This is a genomic window from Zongyangia acetica (genome assembly GCF_038739695.1).
GTDB lineage: Bacteria > Bacillota > Clostridia > Oscillospirales > Ruminococcaceae > Zongyangia > Zongyangia gallinarum.
Genome location: NZ_JBBEWN010000001.1, coordinates 55,731 through 77,650 on the forward strand (window position 1 = coordinate 55,731; position 21,920 = coordinate 77,650).

A 21,920-nucleotide genomic window follows, 5' to 3' on the forward strand; every position below is an offset into this window, starting at 1 on the left:
TACAACTCCTGTAAAACAAAACAACCGCTCCGGACAACCGAATGTTGCCCAAAGCGGCGTGGGATTTCCGCCCATCTTCCCTCTCTCTGCCACACGGACGGTTTCAGTACATGATTATTTTTAGTGTAATAGAATTGGGCGTACCTGTCAAGGATGAGATAGGCCTCAAAACTGGATCCGGTTATTATAAAGATTCTTCCTTCTTTGTGGACTCTTTTAAAATTTTATAAAAAAACCAAAAAATACAGATTCCCTCATCGTTTTATGTTATAATGACGAAACAGACCATTGTAGCCCAGAAACAGAAAGGCGGGAATCATTTTGAAGAAGAAAGTAATTGTCTACAGCATCATTACTTTGCTCATTGCTCTTTATGTGTTTATACAAGCGCCCGTACTGAATCCACTTTATTTTGACGGCGCTTTATTCTACTGTGTAGTCATCACGATTTATATTCTAGCCGCCGTTATCATGAAGTTCGGCGTCATCAAACTTGAAAAGCCAACCCAGGAGAGACCTCTTAATGTGGTGCCGAATTTTCATTTCCCCAAAAAGGCGATCTTGATTACGGCTGCACCTTGGGTGCTGCTACTGATCTGCACTATTGCCTCTTCTGTTCTATTTAATGTTTCGGCTTTCCGGGATCAACTGGGAACGCCGGAAACAAGAATATTCGAGTCGGACATGCAGGCGGTGGATACTGATCAAATTCCTATTGTGGATGTGGACCTGGCAACCAAGCTGGCGGATAAGAAATTGGGGGAACGCCCCGCTTTGGGCAGCCAGGTGGTGCTAGGAGAGCCTACCATCCAGATGGTGGATGGTAGGCTGGTTTGGGTGGTTCCCCTCCAACATTCAGGCTTCTTTAAATGGATCACCAACCTGGAAGGAACCCCTGGCTATATTGTTGTTTCAGCCACCAGTATGACGGATGTGGAATATGTAGAAGGGCACAAGATCAAATACCAGCCCAACGCCTATCTTTTGCAAAACCTCCACCGTAAATTGCGCTTTAGTGGGGCCCTTTTTACCGGTATCACCGACTATTCTTTTGAATTGGATGACGACGGAAATCCCTATTGGGTGGCTACCACTTATCAGAACAAACGGTTTTTCAGCTTGCCCGAGGCCACTGGCGTTATCGTTATGAACGCCACCACCGGTCAACTAAATCACTACAGCATTGATAATGTCCCTGCATGGGTGGATCGGGTGCAGCCGGAGGATTTTGTCATCACCCAGATCGACAACCAGGGCGAATATGTTCATGGTATCTTTAACTTTGCTAACAAGGATAAATTCCGCACCTCCGAAGGTCATATCATCGTATACAACGAGGGCAGATGCTATCTCTTTACTGGATTAACCAGTGTTGGAGGAGATGACAGCGCCATCGGCTTTATCATGGTGGATATGGTGACCAAAGAGTCGCATCTTTACCAAATGGCGGGTGCTACCGAAACAGCGGCCCAACAGTCGGCGGAAGGTAAGGTGCAACACTTAGCCTATCAAGCTTCCTTCCCGCTCATTATCAACATTGATGGGGAACCGACCTACTTCATGACCCTGAAGGATAACGCGGGGCTTGTCAAACAATATGCCATGGTCAGCGTCACCGATTATACCGTTGTCGGCGTAGGGGAAACTATCAGCGCCACGGTGCAGGACTATGAACAAACGCTGAGAAACTCCAGCGGCTCAGCCTCCTTGGATGCCACAGAGGAAAAGGAGGAAGCTCGGGGTAAGGTGCTGAGAATTGCCTCAGAATTTGACGGGTCTTCTACCGTCTATAAGGTGATTTTAGAAGAACATTTAGACCAGATCTTCCTAGTTCCCGCAGATCTGAGCGAAGAACTTGCCCTGACCAGGGAGGGGGATAGTGTTGTATTAGAGTATACAGCAGATGAAGCCGGCGAAGGCGGTATCTATTCGGCGGTCACCTTTGACAATCTAGAGTTTACCCAATAAAAAATCAAAAAGCTTGTGGATTATTTTTCTTCATCAAGCATTTGCTGCAATGCAATGGAAAGCTGATCCGGACAGGAGGTCTTCTTCATGCCGCACCGAATTCCAGAAAGCGCCTGAATGACCTCTTTCGCCGGGCGGCCTTCGACCAAACGGGAAATTCCCTGTGTGTTTCCATGGCATCCCCCTATAAAATTACAGGTACGGATCACCTGATTCTCATCTAACTCCAACTGGATCTCACGGGAACAGACACCCCGCGGTCTAAACTTCATCTGCATAAATGCAACTCCTTTTTCAAATTCTTGCTGTCTTTTCTTTATCGCTTGCCTTGGCAGGTAATAAAAGATCTTAAAATTCACCAGGCAAAAAATAGTCCCAGCCGCTACTGCGGCTGGAAATCGATCACTTTTATTCTTTTGCTTTGAGCTTATCACTTAACTGAAATAACCGGTCCAAGGACTCCTGTTGGGTGACACAGGTGCAAAGAGGGTTAGGCCGGGAATTGTACATTCCATGAAAATCTGTTCCCCCTGTTGTGATGAGATCAAAATGATCTGCCAAATCCACAATGCGCTCATAATCCCCTGGCTGATTTTTCGGATGGCTCGCTTCAATCCCATCGATCAACTTTTTTCCCGCCAGTTCCTCCATCAAATCAAAACTGTTATAGACTCTAGGATGCGCCAATACAGCAATGCCGCCGGACTGGTGAATGAGGTCCAGCGTTTCATGCACGTCAGGATATTCTACCTTTTCATAGCAGAGCCCGGTTTTGGGATCAAAAAGGTGGTTATACAGTTCTCCATAGATGCCGTCACAATAGCCCAGATCAAAGAGAGCATTCATAATGTGTTGTTTGTAAATACTCTTGCTGGGTGCATAATATTTGGCAATATGGTCAAGGGTCACCGGATAATACCGCATCACCTTTTCCACCATTCGCTGCCCCGCCTTGGTCCGACTGGCAATCACTTTACCCAGCATTCCCTCCAACCGGTCTGGCTTAGCTGGCAAATAGCAGAGCATATGGACTTTTCTACCCCGTGCCTTGTCTACGCAGGACATTTCTACGCCGGGGATCACCCCGATGCCTACCCGCTTTCCGATCACGGCTGCCCGGGTTGTCCCCGCCAAGGTATCATGGTCAGTTACTGCGATGAAGTCAAGTCCCATCCGCTTGGCATAAAACAACAAACTCTCCAAACCCATGGAACTGTCTGAAAGCTTGCTGTGGCAGTGTAAATCACCGATCATTCCAAATCATCCTTCCCGATTTCCACACGGCTATTCTCCGCGCAGTGGCTTCTATCTACCTACAAAGTGCCATTCCCCCGCTGTCCTTTATCATTGATAAGTAATATTATACACCATTTTGTATTTTCTTCGCAACTATCGCCCATACAATCTCGTTATATAACACAAAAAGCGTCGTGATTCACGACGCTTTTTAGATAAATTGGAGCGGGTTACGAGGCTCGAACTCGCTACCTCCACCTTGGCAAGGTGGCGCTCTACCAGATGAGCTAAACCCGCATTTTTGAGTGCTTGATAATTATAGCAATATATTAGCAAAAAGTCAACCTCTTTTTTCTAGAATTTTTTTCATTCCCATTCTCCCTCTTATTTTCTTTTATGGTATAATGGATGCAGCAGAGCTATCCGTGCGGGTAGCTCTATTATATCTCACTTTGGTAATGCTATTCTGACCCTATGGAGGAAATACATGAAACTCTCGGTAAATCTCGGCGCCTGGAACAGTGTTTTTGCGGTTCCTTGTGATATTGTTGATAAGCATCTCAAACTCTGCGGCCCAACTGCTCTTAAAACACTTTTGATTATCCTTCGCCATGGAGGCACTTACATAGATACGGGGAAAATCGCCGATACCTTAGGCTTAACCGACGACGACATTTTAGAAGCTATCCGCTATTGGGTGGATGTGGGCGTCCTCAATTGGGACGAAAACGCTCTCTTCCCGATCAAACAATCTGACTCAGCTCCTCAAAAAAGCGACTCAGATTCTTCTGTATCCTCCGTTCCTGAGAAGATTGTGAAACCTATCTCCTCCAATGTATCCCTTATCACAACATCCCATGTCAAACCTTCCGCAGCGGAGGCAGCCAAACGGGCCCACGATCATCCGGAAATTCAGTTTCTCCTCTCCGAGGCTCAGAACCGGCTGGGGGGGCTTCTTACTCCCTCAGATACATCAACCCTTGTCTATCTCTATGATTGGGCCGGGCTTCCTGTGGATATCATCCTCATGGTGCTGGAATTTTGCAGAAGCATCGGAAAAACCAGCATGCGCTTTATTGAAAAAGAAGCCATCCGCTGGGCCGACCGGGGAATCGATACCCATGAAAAGGCAGAACGTTACATTACGGAAATGACCCATGCTTACGAGATGGAAGGACAGGTCAAATCTGCTTTTGGCATTTATCAGCGAAATCTATCAGCCAGGGAAAAGGAATATATCTCCCGCTGGACCAATGAATTTCACTTTGATATCCGGATGATCAAGCTGGCATATGAACGGGCGGTAGATCGCACCTCTAAGCTTTCTTTTCCCTATATTAATTCCATCCTAAAATCCTGGTTTGAAAAGGGCTTTACCGATCCAGCCCAGGCGGCGGGAGAGGTCTCCCCGGCTCAAACGGTGAAAAAAGACGACGCTTCTTTCGATTTGGAGGAATTCGAGCGCAGTGGAAGCAAAATGCTGCAAATTGACTAAAGAAAAATAGGAGGGCAATCGCTTTGGGATATAGCAAAGAAATTCAAAAGAAAGCTTTTGATGTGCTGGAGCAGAGGCGGCGTGGCGCTCAGGATACGGCGCAAGAGCACCGTCAGGAAGTTTATGCAAAAATCCCTCAAGTAGCCGCTATAGACCGGCAACTTTCTTCCACCGCCCTTTCTGTGGCCCGGGCGGTTTTGGATGAAAATCAAAATGTCGGCGAGCTCATCGAAGGATTGCGGCAAAAAAACTTATCCCTCCAGGAAAAAAGGGCCGCCCTTTTACGTCATGCCGGACTGCCGGTTAATTACACCGATGTGATTTATACCTGTGAAAAATGCAAAGACCGTGGTTATGTAGGCAGCCGGATGTGTTCCTGCCTCCAAAACCTGCTCAAAAAATTGGCCCACGAGTCTTTGTGTGAACAGAGTGCTTTAAATAACTGCTCTTTTTCCACCTTCCGACTGGATTATTATCCTGATCAGATCGATCCTGCCTTGGGAATTAATCCTCGTCAGAGAATGGGAGAGATTCTACAGTATTGCCAGCGTTATGCTTCCAGATTTTCTTTGGCCTCTCATTCCATTCTTATGCAAGGGAAAACGGGGCTGGGCAAAACCCATTTATCTCTTTCCATTGCTTCCGCGGTGCTGGAACAAGGATTTGGTGTCATCTACATGAGCGCCCAGAATCTTCTCAGCAAGATAGAACGGGAACACTTTGCCAGAGCTGTCAACGACAATGGAGATACTTTTTCTATGGTCTGCGACGCAGATCTGCTGATTCTGGATGATCTGGGTGCTGAATTTGCTACCCAATTTACGGTTTCCGCCATCTATAATATTATTAATTCCCGAATCCTCGGCGGTAAGCCCACCATTATCAATACCAATCTGACACTTTCCGAGCTCCGAGGTCGGTATACCGAACGAATCGTATCCCGGCTGATGGGAACCTATAGTGTGCTCAATTTCTATGGCAACGATATCCGTCAGTTAAAAAGGCAGTAATTTCTGTCGGGAAGCTTCTTTCTTCCCGTATTTCCCCAAAGAATCCGTAAAGCAGAAGGTCGAGAACAAATGAAATGGAACAAAATAGAAAAGTCCACCTGGTCGCGAAGTGAATATTACGATCATTATCATTCCCATGTTCCCTGTAGCTACAGTATGACGGCAAATCTGGATATTTCCGCGCTGCGAGAGCGCAAGCTAAAACTCTACCCTACCATGCTATTTGTTCTTTCAAAAGTTGTAAATTGCCATGAAGAATTCCGCACGGCCATAAACAGCCATGGCGAGCTAGGTTTTTATGACGTAGTTTTCCCTTCTTATACTATTTTTCATCAGCAGACGGAGACATTTTCCAACATCTGGACAGAATATTGCGGCGATTATCAGGAGTTTTTAAAACGATATCAGGAAGACATTGCATGTTATGGAGATAGAGAAGGATTTATCGCCAAGCCGAATATGCCGGAAAATGTCTTTACTGTCTCCATGATACCCTGGGTGACCTTTGAGAGCTTTCACCTGCACCTGCCAAAAAGCAACGACTATCTCCTCCCCATCTTTACCTTGGGACGTTTCTTCAGCCAGAAAAACCACACCTACCTTCCCCTGGCCCTACAAGTACACCATGCCGTATGCGACGGTTTTCATGCAGGTCGTTTTGTCAATGAAGTCCAGGAGCTCCTGCATTCACTCGATGACCTTTCCCTTTAGAATTCAGATTCAACATACCGTAGCCTTTTCATCAAAAAAAGCAGCCGTTTCGGCTGCTTTTTGTCATTGGCTTAATCGATTTGTCCCAAACTTTTGGCCTTGAGATAAGCGTTAATAAAGCCATCAAGGTCACCATCCATCACCGCATTGATGTTGCCTGACTCATAATTGGTGCGGTGGTCTTTGACCAGGGTGTAGGGCATAAACACATAAGAACGGATCTGAGATCCCCAGCCAATTTGCATCTGTTCTCCTTTGATATCCTCAATCCGCTCCAAATGGGCCTGTTCCTTAATTTGAATCAGCTTGGAAATCAGCATTTTCATAGCCACTTCCCGGTTCTGATGCTGGCTGCGCTCATTTTGACAGGCTACCACAATACCCGTAGGCAGATGGGTAATACGGATCGCAGACTCTGTCTTGTTAACATGCTGCCCTCCGGCGCCAGAACTGCGGTAGGTATCCACCTTGATGTCCTCATCCCGAATCTCCACATTGGAGTCTTCTCCAATTTCGGGCATAACCTCCAGAGACGCAAAAGAAGTGTGTCTCCGGCCTGACGCGTCAAAGGGAGAAACCCGGACCAGACGATGCACTCCGTTTTCCGAGCGGAGATAACCGTAAGCATTGATGCCCTCAATCAAGATAGATGCGCTTTTAATTCCAGCTTCCTCGCCATCCAGATAGTCCAAGATCTTATATTTAAATCCATGACGTTCTGCCCATCGGGTATACATCCGGTAAAGCATCTGTGCCCAGTCCTGGGCTTCGGTACCACCTGCTCCCGCATGAAAGGTAAGAATCGCGTTTTTGTCATCATATTCTCCCGAAAGGAGGGTGGACAATTTTTGCTGTTCTACATCGGCGGAAAGTTTATCAAACGCTTCCTTTGCCTCCCCATAAAGGGAATCATCATTTTCTTCGGCGGCTATGTCAATAATCGTCATGATGTCGTCATAACCTGTGCAAAGGGCTTCATACCCCTCTACTGTGTTTTTAACCACCTTGGTTCTCTGCATTACCTTCTGGGAACCCTCAGCATCATTCCAGAAATAAGGATCCTGGGCCCGCTCTTCCAGCTCCTGAAGTTCCGCTTTCTTTGCGTCGTAATTGATGGCTTCCTTTAAATTGTCAATCTCAGGCCGCAACTCTGTCAGGGCCTGCTTTAATTCCTCAAATTCCAACAGCATGCCGTGTGATTCCTTTCTCTGCCCCGTTCTTCAGAATCTCTTGATTTTGTGGGAATACAGAATATTCTTATTATAGTGGATTTCCTATGAAAAGTAAAGAAAATCCCCTGGTAGTGGTCATTCGTCTTGGCTTTTTTCTTCATATCGTTTATAATAGGGGCAATGAAAAAACGTGCGGAACATGGTTGCACCTGATCATGGCATTGTTCCTTAAATTACCCAGAAAAATTTCTTTCTTTTCTAGAATTATTCACATGTTTTCTGTACAATAAGATTGTATCATGTTTTCCATGGTATTCTCATACAAAGGAGGACGTATCTTGGCAAATTTTGTGGGAATAGAATGTCCTGTTTGCAAAAAAAAGTTTGAACTGGCTGACGATATTGTTGTATGCCCTATCTGCGGAACACCCCATCATCGGGAATGCTACCAAAAACTGGGGCACTGCGCATTTGAAGAAAATCACGGGCAGGGATATCAGTGGGAGCGTCCCTATACTTCGGATCATGGTGCTGCTTCTGGGCCGGAATCTGATGCATCCCATGAAATGGTACGTTGTCCTATGTGCCAGACAGAAAATCCCAAGGAGGCCCTTTTCTGTGTTAAATGCGGATATAATCTCCATGCCCAGGAACAGCAGCAATATCCTGGCGCCAACCCTTATCAGAATATGTATGCGTCGATGTCCCCTTTGGGTGGCGTCCATCCCGATGCGGACATCGACGGTGTAAGCGCAGCAGAGGTGGCGGCATATGTCCGGGAGAATTCCCACTATTACCTGCCCCGCTTTAAGGCTCTTGCTGACAAAACTCGTTCCTTCTGTTGGAGTTGGTCGGCTTGCTTTTTCCATTTCATCTATTTCTTCTATCGAAAAATGTATCTCCTGGGCGCCCTGTTTATGGCAGTATATGTGGCTTGCCTTGTCCCCTCTATCCTGGTCGTAAGAGAATATGTCCAGTACTTTATGACCGCAGCAACAACGAATTTAACTTCTATTCTTACCCTGGAATCTACTTCACTGAACATGTGGTATAATATTTCCCGAATTGTTTTTTTCGGTATGAGTATTTTGCTTGGTATGTTCGGCACCAAAATTTACAAATATTTTGCGATACGCAAAATCAAAAAAATCAAAGAACACGAAAAGCGATTGGGACATACCGATGTCAAGGCAGCCTTGTCTTCCATGGGTGGTGTCAGCCGCGCAATCATCGTGATCATTTTGGTCCTGTTCTTCTTTAGCTACATGGCCGCGTCCTATCAAATGTTGATGTAATGGGTTTTGCCCATTTATGAAAGGCACTTTTGTGTCTGAAATCGGTATGCCGTTGCCACAGAGAACGGCGGCCGCGATTATTTGCGGTTCAGGAGGTTTTTATGAAGGTAAGAAAGGCTGTCATTCCGGCGGCAGGTCTTGGCACACGGGTACTGCCCGCCACCAAATCCATCCCTAAGGAAATGCTTCCCATTGTGGACAAGCCGGCGATCCAGTACATCGTGGAGGAAGCCGTCAAATCCGGAATCGAGGAAATTCTGATCATCACAAGCCGTGGCAAATCTACAATGGAGGATCATTTTGATCGTTCTCCCGAGTTGGAGCAAAAACTGCTCAATGCCGGGCGCACCGAAGTCTGTCAGCAGATGATCGACATTGCCAACATGGCTGAAATCCGTTATCTGCGCCAGAAGGAAACCAAGGGATTGGGCCATGCCGTTTACTGTGCGAAATCCTTTGTAGGGGATGAGCCCTTTGCCGTGCTCTATGGGGACGATGTCATCATTGGTGAGGATCCCGCCTGTGGGCAGCTATGCCGGGCCTATGAGGAATACGGCATGGGTATCGTCGGTATCAAAGAGGTTGCTACCGAGCTTCTCCATAAATATTGCACCCTGGATACCTCCCCTCTTCACGACAATTATTACAAGGTAACAGATATGATTGAAAAGCCCAAACCCGATCAGATTATGTCCAATTTTGCCATTCTGGGCCGGTGTATCCTTCCTCCCTCTATCTTTGACATCCTGGAAAATACTAAGCCCGGTGCCGGCAACGAAATACAGCTGACCGATGCTATGCGGGTGCTAGCTAACCGGGAGAGCATGATTGGTGTTGCCTATACTGGCACACGATATGACATGGGCAGCAAGCTGGGCATTCTCCAGGCCACTGTGGAAGTAGGTCTGACTCACAAAGAGGTAGGAGACGACTTCCGGGAATATCTGAAAAACATTGCAAAAAATCTGTGACATTTCTTGACAAAGATTTGTTTCATGGTATAATTTTAATGTTACCGTCAATAAAACGGTATATCCTTGCTCTGTCTTTGTGACATGGCCACAAGTCCAAAAGGAGGTGTTTTAGAGATGGCAAATGCCAAATACGAAACCGTCATGGTACTGAACACAAAATTGGGTGAAGAAGGCGTCAAAGCTTTGGTAGACAAGTTCTCCAATCTGATTGCGGAGCACGGTACAATCGACTCCGTAGAGGAGTGGGGCAAGCGCAGACTCGCTTATGAGATCAATGATGAAACTGAGGGATATTATTATCTGATCAATTTCACCGCAGACTCTCAGTTCCCCGCTGAGCTGGACCGTATCTACAAAATTACTGACGGCGTACTTCGTACACTGATTGTCAGCAAAGAGGACAAATAAGGGGTGCATCAACTATGCTGAATAAAGCGATCCTTGTTGGAAGAATCACCGCGGATCCTGAACTTCGCCACACTCCTAATAATATTGCTGTAACATCCTTCACTGTCGCTGTGAATCGTCCTTACAGCAAGAATGCGGAGCGTCAAACGGATTTTATCGATATCGTCGCCTGGAGGAGTACTGCAGAGTTTGTCTGCCGCTATTTCCACAAAGGTAATGCCATCGCCATTGACGGCAGAATTCAGGTTTCTAATTACACTGACAAAGATGGCAATAAGCGCCGTCGCTTTGAAGTTCTTGCCGACAATGTCAGCTTTGTAGAAGGCAAAAATGCATCTGGTGCCTCTCCAGCCGCTTCGGGCGAGCCTGTACAGTCTCAGACTGGTGCTCCCGTTTCTTTTGAGAGCGGCAACATGGATGATTTCGAAGAGATTGATCTCGGCGATGATCTTCCGTTCTAATTTTGTGTAAATCCTATTCTTAAAGGAGGTTATGTACCGTGGAAAGAACTGACAGACCAAATCGTGGCAGAAAAGGCCGCAAAAAAGTTTGCGAATTCTGTGTCAACAAAGTTGAACAAATCGATTATAAAGATGTGCCGAAGCTGAGAAGATATCTGTCTGAGAGAGCGAAAATTGTTCCTCGCAGAGTCACCGGTACCTGTGCACGCCATCAGCGTCAGCTGACCGTTGCTATCAAACGTGCACGTCATCTTGCACTGCTCCCCTACATCAGCGACTAATAAAAAAGGCCTGTGTACTACACACAGGCCTTTTTACTTTTCCGCGCAAACAAAAAAAGATGCCTGGCCTTTCTTGACCAGGCATCTTTTTATCCATCCTTTTCAGGCATAAACAATTTTTTTACCCGTTCATAACATTCTTTTTCCCCAATAAAATAGATAATGTCGTTCAGGTGAAAAACCGCATAGGGACCCGGCGACAAGATAATGTCCACCCCGCGCTTAATTGCAATAATGGTGGCACCCGTATTCTGCCAGAACATCAGGTCAGAACTGGTCTTTCCTACATTTTGCATCCCCTGGGTAATATGAAATCGAAAAGGGGTAAAGGGATTAACCTCATCATATCGTTCTGTAAGGCTTAACAATTGCTCGACATTATCCAGCAATTCCTCCTGCTGAGTTTTCTGGTTTTTCGACCACTGGTAAATGCTTCTCCGGATATCCCGAATAGTCTGTATCTTCTGGTATTGCTCAATAAATTCAATGGTATTTTCCAAGGAAAGGATCTCAATGCCGCTTCCTTGTGTAACGCTGAGAACTCCAACATCCTGCAGAATACACACTGCTTTCCGTATCGTCTCCGGGGATACGCCGTAATGGCTTGCCAAGGTCGTTCTACCCGAAATACGCTGCCCTACTGTGTATTTTCCATCCGCAATGCTATTTGCAATATCCACGGCAATTCTCTGGTAAGCAGGCGCAACAATTTTTTTGATACTTCCCAAGCTTATAACACTCCAGACTTTTATTTGTTTCACACAATGAAAATCTTAGTCAACCTTCCACCATGGCTTTGTATACGGATTACTGGAGGCGGATTCACCTTCCGACCCAGAGGGGGACTCGTACCCTTCCGCTTTGATAAATATCATGACAGTGTCCGTGTCTTTGCTGATTTCTTCCCCGACTTCTTTATCGGTGCGGGCTACTTTGCCATCTTCCAGCGTGTCGTCGTAGACCGGTACAATCTCATATTTAATTCCCAAATCTGTCAAGGTGCGCTCTGCAAGTTCCTGAGTATAACCGACAATATTGGGCATCTTGACCATTTCAGAACCTTTGCTCACTGTTACCGTAATAGTACCACGTTGACCCAGAACCGTCTCCCCTTCATCAGGATCCTGGGCAAAAATAACGCCCTCCGGAAAATCCTCACTATAGGCTTCCTTAATATCAAGGTTAAAATAATCCGTCACATTCTTATTTAACTTCACAGTCTCGATAAAGGAACCGACCAAATTGGGCACCGTCAATGGCTCATTTTCCCCTGAGGCAGATGTGCCGTCTGAACTCTGAGATGTGCTAGTGTCCGACCCCGGATTTCTTCTAGCCTGAAAAATCTGCCAAAATACTGTACCGGCAATGGCGAGGAGAATGACACCTGTCACCAACGCTGTAATAAGCGTATATTTGTGATTACGCTTTTTAATTTGTTTTTTCTCAGAAATTTGTGTTTCCTTTGTTTCTGGTTTCACATAGGTTTTGGTATCATACACACAGGTATCGGATATTCCCACCTTGCCTGTTAATTTAGCCACAAACCCTTCCACAGTCTGAATTCGCCGATCGGTATCAGCTACCATTGCTTCCGCCAAAGCGTCGGATACATGGGAAGGTATGTCAAAATCCACGTCCATAGCGGAGGGAAGCCGTTGCATTTTTTCATAATCAGTGGAAGGTGGAGGGATAATCCCCGTAATAGACCGGTAGATTACCGCAGCAATGGCATAGATGTCCGTCCAGGTTCCTTGCCACCCATTGAGGGAATACTGCTCCGGAGCGCTATAGCCCTTATAAAGCTGGGCTCCCAGTTCGCTGCCCTCTGTTCTTGCCGATGCTGTACAGAAAGAACGGATCCAAAGGTTCCCTGATGGGTCAATCAGGATATTTTCTGGCGAGAATCCCCGATGGATGATGCCCAGTTCATGGACCGCCGAAAGGGTATTGAGCAAGATTATGATCTGCTGGCTGATTTGCTCCCATTTAATTTTTCCCCCGGCCCGGGTCACCAATTCATCTAAAGTAATCGTCTTTATCTGCTGGTAAACCGCGTATGCCGTATTGTTTTGACCAAATAAATCTAGCATGGGCACAATACATTCCATGCCATTGAGTTTTTTAAGGCCCTTATTTAGATCGATAAAATCCATCATAAGAGCTTTATATTGCGCATCTTTACCTTGTGTCACTACTACAATTCCGTCGTCCAGATTTCTTTTACAGAGATTTGCAGGCAAATATTCCCGAATGATGACCGTTGTGTCTGTATCATTATCATGTCCTACATATGTAAAACCTTCTGGGTTGCTGTCTCTTACCTCCTGAATAATGTAACGATCCTTGAGTAGAAATCCACTCACCAAGGGGGAAAGTCGCTCATTAGAAGTGTATCCGCATTCACTACAGTGCCCAGTCTCGTCTAAAATATTCTGGCAGTTAGGACAAAGGGTCAGTTGGTTGTTGTTCATTCCTCTATCACTCCCGATTACTTTCATCGCGGCAACTCCGGCTTTTGCCGGCTATAACAATTGCACTTCAATTTCTAGTGTATTTTATCTTTTATTTTTATTCATCCAATAAAAAAATTGGGTAATTGCACATCTATCTAGTTATATCATACCTTGTTTTTTCAATTCATGCAAGTTATGAAGCTGATAATCTACCGTTTTTTCACATCTCCGTCAAAGTTTGTTGATCTTTTAGTCCTTCGATTTACAGTATAGTTACAAAAAGCCGGAACGGCATAACCGTTCCGGCTTTTTCTCTGATTTTATTCTTCTGCCATCTCGTCTTCATTTTCCCAGTTGTGCCAAACATTCTGCACATCGTCGTTATCATCGAGATGTTCCAGCAATCGCTGCATCTTTGTCATTTGATCAGGATCATCAATCCTCGTATAGGTGGAGGGGATCATCTCAACTTCAGCAGAGAGGAAGGAGTAGCCTTTTTTCTCAAGTGCCTCTCTCACATTCCGCAATTCATTGGGATCGGCAAAAATTTCAACCGTATCCTCTTCAAAGCTAAAATCTACAGCGCCTGCATCAAAGCAGTCCTCCATGACCTTTTCTTCGTCCAGCTGGTTGTCTTCATTATCAATCACGATGACACCTTTTTGAGAAAACATAAAGGAGACACAGCCGGTCTGGCCCAGATTGCCGCCAAACTTGTCAAAGTAGTGGCGAAGATCTCCTGCCGTACGATTGCGGTTATCGGTCAAAGCCTCTACAATGACAGCCACGCCGCTGGGGCCATAACCCTCATAAGTAATATTAATATAATCATTCTTTTCGCCGCCGCCAGCAGCTTTTTTAATGATACGTTCAATGTTGTCGTTGGGAACATTATTAGATTTAGCCTTGGCAATCAAATCCCTCAATTTTCCATTGCTATCGGGGTCAGGTCCCGCCTCTTTGACCGCCACACTGATCTCTCTGCCGATCTTGGTGAAGATCTTGGCACGCTGGCTGTCGGTTTTTTCTTTTTTCCTTTTGATATTACTCCACTTGGAATGTCCTGACATCCGCCTCTCGTCCTTTCAAAAAAGCATTACAAAATATTTTATCATATCCGGTGAGCCTTTTCAATGTTTTTATGATCTAACTGTCCGGAAAAAGCGGGATACAATCTCTAAATACTCTTCCGGAGACTTCATACTAAAGCCATGACGGGCCTTTTCAATCATTTTCAGCATGCTGTCCACCTTAGCGCTGGAGAGCAGCCGTGCCGATTCCTGCATGGAAGACTTTTCTTTGGTCCCACATAAAACGAGGGCCTTCGCCGTGTTGTTTTTATATTGAGGTGGCAGTGCAAAGGTCAGGCTGGACCGATAAACATTTTCCAAGCTTTCTACTAGCATTCCATTGACATTGTTGTAAAAGTCATCGGCATTTTCCTTTGCCACCTGATATTGCCCGGACTGGAGCTTTGCAAACCAACGCTGCTGCAGCAGAGGATAGCATGTGTGCATCATTTTAATGCTCCTAGCAGCTCTTTTTTCACTGCTTGCAATGTTGACGCTTTCCAACACTACACATCGAGCCAAATCCGGACGAAGGGACAATGCCTGAACAGCGATCTGTCCGCCCAAGCAAAATCCACAGATTCCAAACACTTGCCCATGATATTTATCATCAATATAGGAAATCAGCTTATCCGCACTATCTTCAATAGAAATAAAAGGGTGTTCCGCATCCTCCCCGTGGCCGTCAATTGTAACTGCCACTACGGCAAAATCCTTTTGTAACACCTCAATATGGGGCTGCCATTCCCAGGTGGATAATCCACCGCCATGCAACAATACTACAACCGGTTTTTCTGGATTCTCGAACTCTTTGAAAAGCATGATATTCTCCCCATATATATATCATTTATGTCGCTTTTATTAGCATAATATGAAGTTAGAAAAAAGTCAACACGAGGGAGGAAAAAGTAAAAAAACCGCAATAAATGCGGTTTTTCATCTCAAAACTCAGCCCCGATATTCCAGATATTCGTCATAAGTGGACATACGGTCAATAATACCGTCGGGGGTAAATTCAATAATTCGATTGGCGATTGTCTGGATCAACTGGTGATCGTGGGAGGCAAATAAGATCACTCCAGGAAAATCCATCATCCCATTGTTCAGCGCCGTAATGGATTCCAGATCCAGATGGTTGGTAGGCTGATCAAAAATCAACACATTAGCGCCGGACAGCATCATACGGGACAGCATGCAACGCACCTTTTCCCCGCCCGACAATACCTTTGCGGGCTTAAGCGGCTCATCCCCTGAAAAAAGCATCCTGCCCAAAAATCCACGGACATAGCTTTCATGTTCGTCAGAGGAATATTGGCGCATCCAGTCAATGAGATTGAGATCGCAGTCATTAAAAAAGACGGAATTATCCTTGGGGAAATAGGACTGGGACGTACTGATCCCCCACTTAAAGCTTCCTGCATCTGGTTGTATCTCTTCAGTTAGGATTTTAAACAAAGCGGTAGCCGCCTGTTCATCCCCGATAAAAGCCACCTTATCAGTACGGTTAAGCCGGAAGGAAACCCGGTTTAATACCTGGACGCCGTCAATGGTTTTTGAAAGGTCATTGACCTCCAGGATCTCTTTTCCCAGCTCCCGCTCCGGCTGAAAGGAAACCCAAGGGTACCGGCGGGAAGAAGCCGGCAACTCCTCTACCGTCAGCTTATCCAACAGTTTTTTGCGGGAAGTCGCCTGCCTTGATTTGGATTTGTTGGCGGAAAAGCACTGGATAAAGGTCTGTAGTTCCTTAATTTTTTCCTCGTTTTTCTTATTTTGATCCCGCATCATCTGTTGAATCAGACGGCTGGATTCATACCAGAAATCATAGTTGCCCACATACATTTTGATTTTGTTATAATCCACATCCACAATGTGTGTACATACCGTATTGAGAAAATGCCGGTCATGGGACACTACAATGACTGTACCTACAAAGTCCAGCAAAAAATCCTCCAGCCAGTTAACGGATTTGACGTCTAAATGGTTGGTAGGCTCGTCCAACAGGATAATCTCTGGATGGCCAAACAGCGCCTGGGCTAATAACACCTTAACTTTTTGGCTATCTTTTAGGCTTGACATCATGGCTGTATGCTCTTCGGAGGAAATTCCCAGCCCCTGGAGGATCTGAGCGGCTTCCGTTTCCGCTTCCCAGCCCCCCATTTCTGCGAATTCCCCTTCCAACTCAGAAGCCTTTTCCCCGTCCTCTTCTGTAAAATCCTCCTTCATGTAAAGGGCTTCTTTTTCTTTCATGATTTCATAGAGCCGGGGATTTCCCATGATGACGGTATCCATCACCGGAAAGCTGTCATACTGAAAGTGATCCTGTTTGAGCACTGACATACGGGTGTTTTCCGGGATTTCCACACTGCCGCTGTTGGGTTCAATCTCTCCTGAGAGGATCTTCAAAAAGGTGGACTTGCCTGCTCCGTTGGCGCCGATAACACCATAGCAGTTACCTGGAGTAAATTTTAGGTTAACATGGTCAAAAAGCTTTTGTCCGCCGTATTGCAAGCCGACGTCGGTTACTGTGATCAATCGAACCATCCTTTGCTTGTATTATTTTGAAAAAATATCGCCCCAAGGATTGGGGCGGGTGGTGATGCCCGCAGCGAAATTCTTCGGAATTCGATTGTTCCGCCGTTCTCTTTGCTTACTGCGGTGGGGATGCTGTGATTTCTGCCCAGAGCTTCCCGGCTTCTTTGCTTCCTGTGGTAGGGCAGCCTTCTTTTGCTTGGTATGATTTCTATTTTCAGAAGGTCTCCTTTTATGTGATGAACTTTCTTTTCCCCGTGGCTCTTTCTTTTCTACCTGCTGGTGCTGAGGCGCTCCCAAAATCTGCATAGGATAGGGATGCTCTTCTGCTACTGGCACCTGCTTACCAATGATCTTTTCAATGTCCGCAAGATAAGCCTTTTCATCCCCATCACAAAAGGAGATAGCCGTTCCCCGCGTCCCTGCCCGGCCGGTCCGGCCGATCCTATGGACATAAGTCTCCGGAATATTGGGCAGGTCATAGTTAAAAACATGGGAAATCTCTTCTACGTCGATGCCGCGCGCGGCAATATCGGTAGCAACCAATACTTGAATGCGGCCGCTTTTAAAGTTCTGCAGAGCCCGCTGTCTGGCATTCTGAGACTTATCGCCGTGGATGGCCTGAGCCTTGATATTCGCTCTGCCCAATTCCCTGGTAACCCGGTCGGCACCATGTTTGGTCCTGGTAAATACCAGCGCAGAGGTCACTTCAGGTCTTTGCAACAGGTGAATCAATAGTCGGCGTTTGTTCTTCTTATCCACAAAGTAAACTGACTGGTCAATCAGATCCACTGTAGAAGATTGAGGCGTCACTTCGACCTTCATCGGATCCCTGAGTAAAGAATCGACCAGTTCCATAATCTCTGGCGGCATAGTCGCCGAGAAGAACAGGGTCTGCTTCTTCTGGGGAAGTTTTGCCACAATCCGCTTGACATCGTTGACAAATCCCATATCCAACATGCGGTCAGCTTCATCCAGTACGAAAATCTCCACCCTATCTAACCTGATATGCCCTTGGTTCATGAGGTCCCACAGACGTCCAGGCGTGGCTGCCAGAATATCTACGCCCCTGCGCAGCGCTTCCACCTGCGGCGCCTGGGATACTCCTCCAAATACTACAGCATGACGCAGGTTCATATGCCGGCCATAGGCGCCAAAACTCTCCTCAATCTGCAAAGCCAATTCCCTGGTCGGCGTCAAAATCAACCCTCGAATCGGCCGCTTTCCCCCATCCCTTTGGTAATGCTCCAATCTCTGCAAAATAGGTAGAGCGAACGCCGCCGTCTTCCCGGTCCCGGTCTGCGCGCAGCCTAGAATATCCCGCCCTTCCAGGGCACTAGGGATTGCCTGAGACTGAATTGGCGTGGGGATTTGATAGCCCTCCTCCTTGATCGCCCGCAACAGCGGAGGAAGTAAATGCAATTGTTCAAAACTAATCAATATGGTTACCTATCTTTCTCATACCAAATATTCCACATCTATATATGGATGCTAACTTATCAAAGAATATATTAAGTATACCACATTTTACACAAAAAACAAATCTTCTATTTGGATATAATTCCTGTAGAAATAAAAAACACCCGCCTAACATGAAGCGGGTGTTCGCCGGATATTATCTTACTGAAAATCCTCGATGGACTTAACAACTGTATGCTCGATGGGTTTCCAAGTAATCTTTTGAAACAGGGCACAAACCGCAATGGGGATGTAGGTCATCATGAAAATTGGGAAGGTAAAAAGATATAGGATTTTCATTATTGGGTGAGCATGAATTTCTTTCCACTCGGTAAGCGTGGTCAATGTTCCCATAAGAAAGGCAATCAGATAAAGGTTCAGGCAGGAACCCAGGATAGAAATCAGGGTAGCTGGAATGATTTGGGGGGTAACATTGATATTAAAGATACCGACCATACAGAAAATGCCGTTAAACAGGATACTGGCAAAGGTGACAAACATAGCAGGAGAGACATTCATCATCATATCATAGCAGGAAAAGCTTCTCTTCGCCAAAGCTCCCACCGCTAGCTTCCTTCCATACCGGCCAAAGACCTGGTAGTTGCCTTTGGTCCAACGCAGCCGTTGGTTCCAGGACTGGCGAAAAGAGATGGGCTGCTCGTCAAACAGCTTGGCATTGGCACAATATCCGATTTTCTCTCCATGCAGCACACTGTCCACTGTAAACTCAATATCTTCGGTGAGCAGGTAGTGCTTCCAGCCATTGTTTCTTTCGATAATCTCACGGTGTACAAGAAAGCCTGTACCCGAAATTGCGCAACTGGTATGCAGACGCATCCGCACATGGTTTAGGTATTTTGCCTCCCGCAAAAACCATAGGGAATATCCGGCGGAAATCCAGTTAGAGTCATAGTTTTTGGAGTTGCGATAGCTGGTAATCACTTTATATCCATTGTCAAATACCTTGTTCATCTCCCGGATATAGTTTTCATCCAGAAGATTGTCTGCATCAAAGATGAAAAATCCCTCATATTGATCACAAAGCCCGTCATCTTTCATTCGGTGAAAAAGGTAGTCCAGAGCATAGCCCTTACCTACCAACTGGCGGTTAAACCGCTCATAGACCTTTGCCCCGGACTGACGGGCCACCTGCGCCGTGTCATCGGTACAGTTATCTGCAATGACAAAGATATCAATCAGCTTTTGAGGATAATTTTGTTTCTTGATGCTGGCAATCAACGCAGGTATAACCGAACGCTCATTGCGGGCTGGAATCACCACGGCAAAACGATGATCCTTCTTTGCCTGATATTTCTTGGGTTGAAGAAAAATACCCAAAATAGCATATAAGATTTGATACGAGTAACAAACAGTGAAAAAAATACAAAGTGCCAGGTTGACACCACGGATAACTGCAAGCATTTCAGATGTCCCCTCTCCACCCTCATCAGTTTTCTATGGAGGGTTCTTTTGGTTTCCTTATTTTTCATCATAGGACATCATTTCGATAAAAACAATGAAGTTTCTCTTACTTTATCTTAAGGAAGTCTTAATTTTACATGAATTTCATATTCTATTTTTTCTCTATCAATCCCGTCTTGCCTTCTACTGGGCTGAAATCTTCTCCGCCAGCTCCTGCAGATAGACCCATCGCTCCATTTTTTCCGATAGTGTTTGACTAAGTTTCTCCCTTTGCTCTAAAAGCTCCTGTAGCCGGGTAAAATCACTGGTCTGCTTTCCCAGCGCCTGCTCCACTTCAGAGATCTGCTGTTCTAACGCCGCAATCTCCCCATCGATGGTTTCGTATTCCTTTTGCTCCTTATAGGTGAATTTCAGCTTTTCTGTCTTGACCTTTTTCCCTGTACCCGGTTCTCTGTCCGCGGGCTTTTCCCGGGTTTTCAAGACCTCCTGGTGCGTCTGCTGGTAATCGGTATAGCCCCCTAAGTATCTCTGAATTTTCCCATCTTCAAAGGCGAAAATATGATCGCACACCTTATCCAAGAAATATCGGTCATGAGATACAGTGAGTACCGCTCCCTGAAATTCTTCCAGATAATCTTCTAGTATAGAGAGCGTCTGGATATCCAGGTCATTGGTCGGTTCATCCAACAGCAAAACATTGGGCGCTGTAATCAGGATTCCCAAAAGATATAGTCTTCTCCTTTCACCACCGGAAAGGCGCCCGATTGTTGTGTACTGCAATGTGGAGTCAAATAAAAAGCGCTCCATCATCTGGCTGGCGGAAAGATCCCCTTCCACCGTCTTCACCCGCTCTCCAAGCTGGCGGATATAATCGATGGCCCGCAGGGAAAGATCCATCTCCTCACATTCCTGCGAGAAATATCCGATCTTGACCGTTTCTCCGATCTCCACCCGGCCGCTATCCGGCTGTAATAGGCCCACCATCACCTTGAGCAGTGTGGATTTTCCACACCCATTGGGTCCGATGACGCCGATACGGTCGTCCCGTAGAAGCTGATAGGAAAAATCTTGGAAGAGAGTCCTCCCTCCCATCGTCTTGGTGATACCGGAAATCTCAATGATCTTTTTTCCTAGACGGCTGCTGACCGATGACATCTCCATCGTCTGCCTCTCCAAATCCACCTGTTGCTGGCTCAGTTCATGAAATCGGTCCACCCGGAATTGGGCCTTGGTTCCACGAGCCCTTGCCCCCCGCTGTATCCACGCAAGTTCCTTTTTTAACAGGCTCTGTCTTTTTCTCTCCGTTGCCTGTGCCATTTCTTCTCGCTGGGATTTCAGCTCCAGATAGCGGGCATAATTGCCCTCGTACTGGTAGAGCTGTCCCCTATCGATTTCCAGCAGTCTGGTCGTCACCCTATCGAGAAAATACCTGTCATGGGTGACCATAAGCAGGGCTCCCTTGTAACGGGCAAGATAATCTTCCAACCATTGGACCATACTGCTATCAATATGGTTGGTAGGCTCGTCTAAAATCAGCAATTGGGACTGGCTGGCCAGCGCCGCAGCCATAGCCACCCTCTTCTTTTGACCGCCAGACAGGGTGTTAATCGGCGCATCGAAATTATCGATGCCTAGCTTCTTTAAAATTGCCTTATATTCATATTCCTGGGATTCCTGCTGCGTCAGCGCCGCTCCCGCTTTCACCTGCTGTAAAACAGTCGTCCCTTCTGGAAACTCCGGATTCTGCGGCAGATACCCCACCTGGATACCTCCGGCTTTTGTCACAAAGCCCTGGTCGGGTTCCTCTACCCCTGCAATTATCTTTAGTAGGGTAGACTTACCAGTGCCGTTGACACCAATGATGCCGATTTTCTCCCCTTCCTCTACACCAAAGGAAACGTCGTGGAGAAGGGGTCTTTCGCTATAACTTTTTTCAATATGTTCTGCTGTGAGAATTGTCATGGTTTCTACTCCCGC

20 protein-coding genes and 1 tRNA gene are annotated in these 21,920 nt (G+C 46.2%); 9 read left to right on the forward strand and 12 right to left on the reverse strand.

Translation table 11 applies throughout. The features are described from left to right. Window positions 1-321 precede the first annotated feature (321 nt). Window positions 322-1,968 carry a hypothetical protein gene (locus WGC32_RS00275; protein ID WP_342680281.1) on the forward strand — a complete coding sequence of 549 codons (1,647 nt, stop codon included), beginning with the start codon at window positions 322-324 and terminating at the stop codon, window positions 1,966-1,968. A gap of 20 nt (window positions 1,969-1,988) precedes the next feature. Here WGC32_RS00275 and WGC32_RS00280 read toward each other — a convergent pair whose 3' ends face one another. The 3 genes from WGC32_RS00280 to WGC32_RS00290 form a co-directional block, all read right to left on the reverse strand. Continuing rightward, window positions 1,989-2,246, reverse strand: coding sequence for a TIGR03905 family TSCPD domain-containing protein (locus WGC32_RS00280; protein WP_342680282.1), 258 nt, complete (start codon window positions 2,244-2,246; stop codon window positions 1,989-1,991). A gap of 130 nt (window positions 2,247-2,376) precedes the next feature. Next, the gene (locus WGC32_RS00285; protein WP_342680283.1) at window positions 2,377-3,222 is read right to left on the reverse strand and encodes a PHP domain-containing protein; all 846 of its coding nucleotides are present in this window, start codon (window positions 3,220-3,222) and stop codon (window positions 2,377-2,379) included. Window positions 3,223-3,425: 203 nt separating this feature from the next. Continuing rightward, window positions 3,426-3,501: transfer RNA gene (locus WGC32_RS00290), tRNA-Gly, on the reverse strand. A gap of 190 nt (window positions 3,502-3,691) precedes the next feature. Between WGC32_RS00290 and WGC32_RS00295 the strand changes: the two genes are divergently transcribed. The 3 genes from WGC32_RS00295 (at window position 3,692) to catA (ending at window position 6,420) form a co-directional block, all read left to right on the forward strand. Beyond that, window positions 3,692-4,699 carry a DnaD domain protein gene (locus WGC32_RS00295; protein ID WP_342680284.1) on the forward strand — a complete coding sequence of 336 codons (1,008 nt, stop codon included), beginning with the start codon at window positions 3,692-3,694 and terminating at the stop codon, window positions 4,697-4,699. Window positions 4,700-4,722: 23 nt separating this feature from the next. Then, a complete protein-coding gene (locus tag WGC32_RS00300) occupies window positions 4,723-5,709 on the forward strand; it encodes an ATP-binding protein (RefSeq protein WP_342680285.1) in 987 nt (328 codons plus the stop codon). A gap of 69 nt (window positions 5,710-5,778) precedes the next feature. Further along, the gene (gene catA, locus WGC32_RS00305) at window positions 5,779-6,420 is read left to right on the forward strand and encodes a type A chloramphenicol O-acetyltransferase (RefSeq protein WP_342680286.1); all 642 of its coding nucleotides are present in this window, start codon (window positions 5,779-5,781) and stop codon (window positions 6,418-6,420) included. 71 nt (window positions 6,421-6,491) lie between these two features. Here catA and prfB read toward each other — a convergent pair whose 3' ends face one another. Further along, window positions 6,492-7,607: a peptide chain release factor 2 gene (gene prfB, locus WGC32_RS00310; RefSeq protein ID WP_342680486.1), complete on the reverse strand. Its 1,116-nt coding sequence runs from the start codon at window positions 7,605-7,607 to the stop codon at window positions 6,492-6,494. Window positions 7,608-7,930: 323 nt separating this feature from the next. On the opposite strand from prfB, the gene WGC32_RS00315 reads away from it, so the two are divergent. From WGC32_RS00315 to rpsR, 5 genes are all read left to right on the forward strand, one after another. Next, window positions 7,931-8,887, forward strand: a complete 957-nt coding sequence (locus WGC32_RS00315) for an RING finger protein (protein ID WP_342680287.1) — start codon at window positions 7,931-7,933, stop codon at window positions 8,885-8,887. A gap of 101 nt (window positions 8,888-8,988) precedes the next feature. Continuing rightward, a complete protein-coding gene (gene galU, locus WGC32_RS00320; protein ID WP_191481770.1) occupies window positions 8,989-9,858 on the forward strand; it encodes a UTP--glucose-1-phosphate uridylyltransferase GalU in 870 nt (289 codons plus the stop codon). A 117-nt stretch (window positions 9,859-9,975) separates the two neighbouring features. Then, window positions 9,976-10,269, forward strand: coding sequence for a 30S ribosomal protein S6 (gene rpsF / locus WGC32_RS00325; RefSeq protein ID WP_191481769.1), 294 nt, complete (start codon window positions 9,976-9,978; stop codon window positions 10,267-10,269). Window positions 10,270-10,283: 14 nt separating this feature from the next. Continuing rightward, window positions 10,284-10,730 (forward strand): single-stranded DNA-binding protein, encoded by a 447-nt coding sequence (locus WGC32_RS00330; protein WP_342680288.1) that lies wholly within the window; start codon window positions 10,284-10,286, stop codon window positions 10,728-10,730. Window positions 10,731-10,768: 38 nt separating this feature from the next. Continuing rightward, window positions 10,769-11,011 (forward strand): 30S ribosomal protein S18, encoded by a 243-nt coding sequence (gene rpsR, locus WGC32_RS00335; protein ID WP_191481767.1) that lies wholly within the window; start codon window positions 10,769-10,771, stop codon window positions 11,009-11,011. Between the two features lie 89 nt (window positions 11,012-11,100). On the opposite strand, the gene WGC32_RS00340 is transcribed toward rpsR, so the two are convergent. The 8 genes from WGC32_RS00340 to WGC32_RS00375 form a co-directional block, all read right to left on the reverse strand. After that, on the reverse strand, window positions 11,101-11,739 hold the full coding sequence (locus WGC32_RS00340) for a GntR family transcriptional regulator (RefSeq protein ID WP_191481766.1): 639 nt from the start codon (window positions 11,737-11,739) through the stop codon (window positions 11,101-11,103). Window positions 11,740-11,784: 45 nt separating this feature from the next. After that, window positions 11,785-13,482, reverse strand: coding sequence for a PASTA domain-containing protein (locus tag WGC32_RS00345; RefSeq protein WP_342680289.1), 1,698 nt, complete (start codon window positions 13,480-13,482; stop codon window positions 11,785-11,787). A gap of 302 nt (window positions 13,483-13,784) precedes the next feature. After that, window positions 13,785-14,534 carry a YebC/PmpR family DNA-binding transcriptional regulator gene (locus tag WGC32_RS00350; RefSeq protein ID WP_191481764.1) on the reverse strand — a complete coding sequence of 250 codons (750 nt, stop codon included), beginning with the start codon at window positions 14,532-14,534 and terminating at the stop codon, window positions 13,785-13,787. Window positions 14,535-14,603: 69 nt separating this feature from the next. Then, a complete protein-coding gene (locus WGC32_RS00355) occupies window positions 14,604-15,356 on the reverse strand; it encodes an alpha/beta fold hydrolase (RefSeq protein WP_191510224.1) in 753 nt (250 codons plus the stop codon). Between the two features lie 126 nt (window positions 15,357-15,482). Then, window positions 15,483-17,066, reverse strand: a complete 1,584-nt coding sequence (locus tag WGC32_RS00360; protein ID WP_342680290.1) for an ABC-F family ATP-binding cassette domain-containing protein — start codon at window positions 17,064-17,066, stop codon at window positions 15,483-15,485. A 21-nt stretch (window positions 17,067-17,087) separates the two neighbouring features. Continuing rightward, window positions 17,088-18,500, reverse strand: coding sequence for a DEAD/DEAH box helicase (locus WGC32_RS00365; RefSeq protein WP_462933607.1), 1,413 nt, complete (start codon window positions 18,498-18,500; stop codon window positions 17,088-17,090). 183 nt (window positions 18,501-18,683) lie between these two features. Then, window positions 18,684-19,943 (reverse strand): glycosyltransferase family 2 protein, encoded by a 1,260-nt coding sequence (locus tag WGC32_RS00370; RefSeq protein WP_342680292.1) that lies wholly within the window; start codon window positions 19,941-19,943, stop codon window positions 18,684-18,686. A gap of 183 nt (window positions 19,944-20,126) precedes the next feature. After that, the gene (locus tag WGC32_RS00375; RefSeq protein WP_342680293.1) at window positions 20,127-21,905 is read right to left on the reverse strand and encodes an ABC-F family ATP-binding cassette domain-containing protein; all 1,779 of its coding nucleotides are present in this window, start codon (window positions 21,903-21,905) and stop codon (window positions 20,127-20,129) included. Window positions 21,906-21,920 lie beyond the last annotated feature (15 nt).

What these genes read in the sequence shown, in the direction of transcription:
- WGC32_RS00355 (WP_191510224.1), bottom strand. Translation starts at nt 15,356, where the DNA reads ATGCTTTTCAAAGAGTTCGAGAATCCAGAAAAACCGGTTGTAGTATTG.
- WGC32_RS00330 (WP_342680288.1), top strand. Translation starts at nt 10,284, where the DNA reads ATGCTGAATAAAGCGATCCTTGTTGGAAGAATCACCGCGGATCCTGAA.
- galU (WP_191481770.1), top strand. Translation starts at nt 8,989, where the DNA reads ATGAAGGTAAGAAAGGCTGTCATTCCGGCGGCAGGTCTTGGCACACGG.
- WGC32_RS00285 (WP_342680283.1), bottom strand. Translation starts at nt 3,222, where the DNA reads ATGATCGGTGATTTACACTGCCACAGCAAGCTTTCAGACAGTTCCATG.
- WGC32_RS00280 (WP_342680282.1), bottom strand. Translation starts at nt 2,246, where the DNA reads ATGCAGATGAAGTTTAGACCGCGGGGTGTCTGTTCCCGTGAGATCCAG.
- WGC32_RS00350 (WP_191481764.1), bottom strand. Translation starts at nt 14,534, where the DNA reads ATGTCAGGACATTCCAAGTGGAGTAATATCAAAAGGAAAAAAGAAAAA.
- rpsF (WP_191481769.1), top strand. Translation starts at nt 9,976, where the DNA reads ATGGCAAATGCCAAATACGAAACCGTCATGGTACTGAACACAAAATTG.
- WGC32_RS00370 (WP_342680292.1), bottom strand. Translation starts at nt 19,943, where the DNA reads ATGCTTGCAGTTATCCGTGGTGTCAACCTGGCACTTTGTATTTTTTTC.
- WGC32_RS00375 (WP_342680293.1), bottom strand. Translation starts at nt 21,905, where the DNA reads ATGACAATTCTCACAGCAGAACATATTGAAAAAAGTTATAGCGAAAGA.
- WGC32_RS00345 (WP_342680289.1), bottom strand. Translation starts at nt 13,482, where the DNA reads ATGAACAACAACCAACTGACCCTTTGTCCTAACTGCCAGAATATTTTA.
- WGC32_RS00295 (WP_342680284.1), top strand. Translation starts at nt 3,692, where the DNA reads ATGAAACTCTCGGTAAATCTCGGCGCCTGGAACAGTGTTTTTGCGGTT.
- catA (WP_342680286.1), top strand. Translation starts at nt 5,779, where the DNA reads ATGAAATGGAACAAAATAGAAAAGTCCACCTGGTCGCGAAGTGAATAT.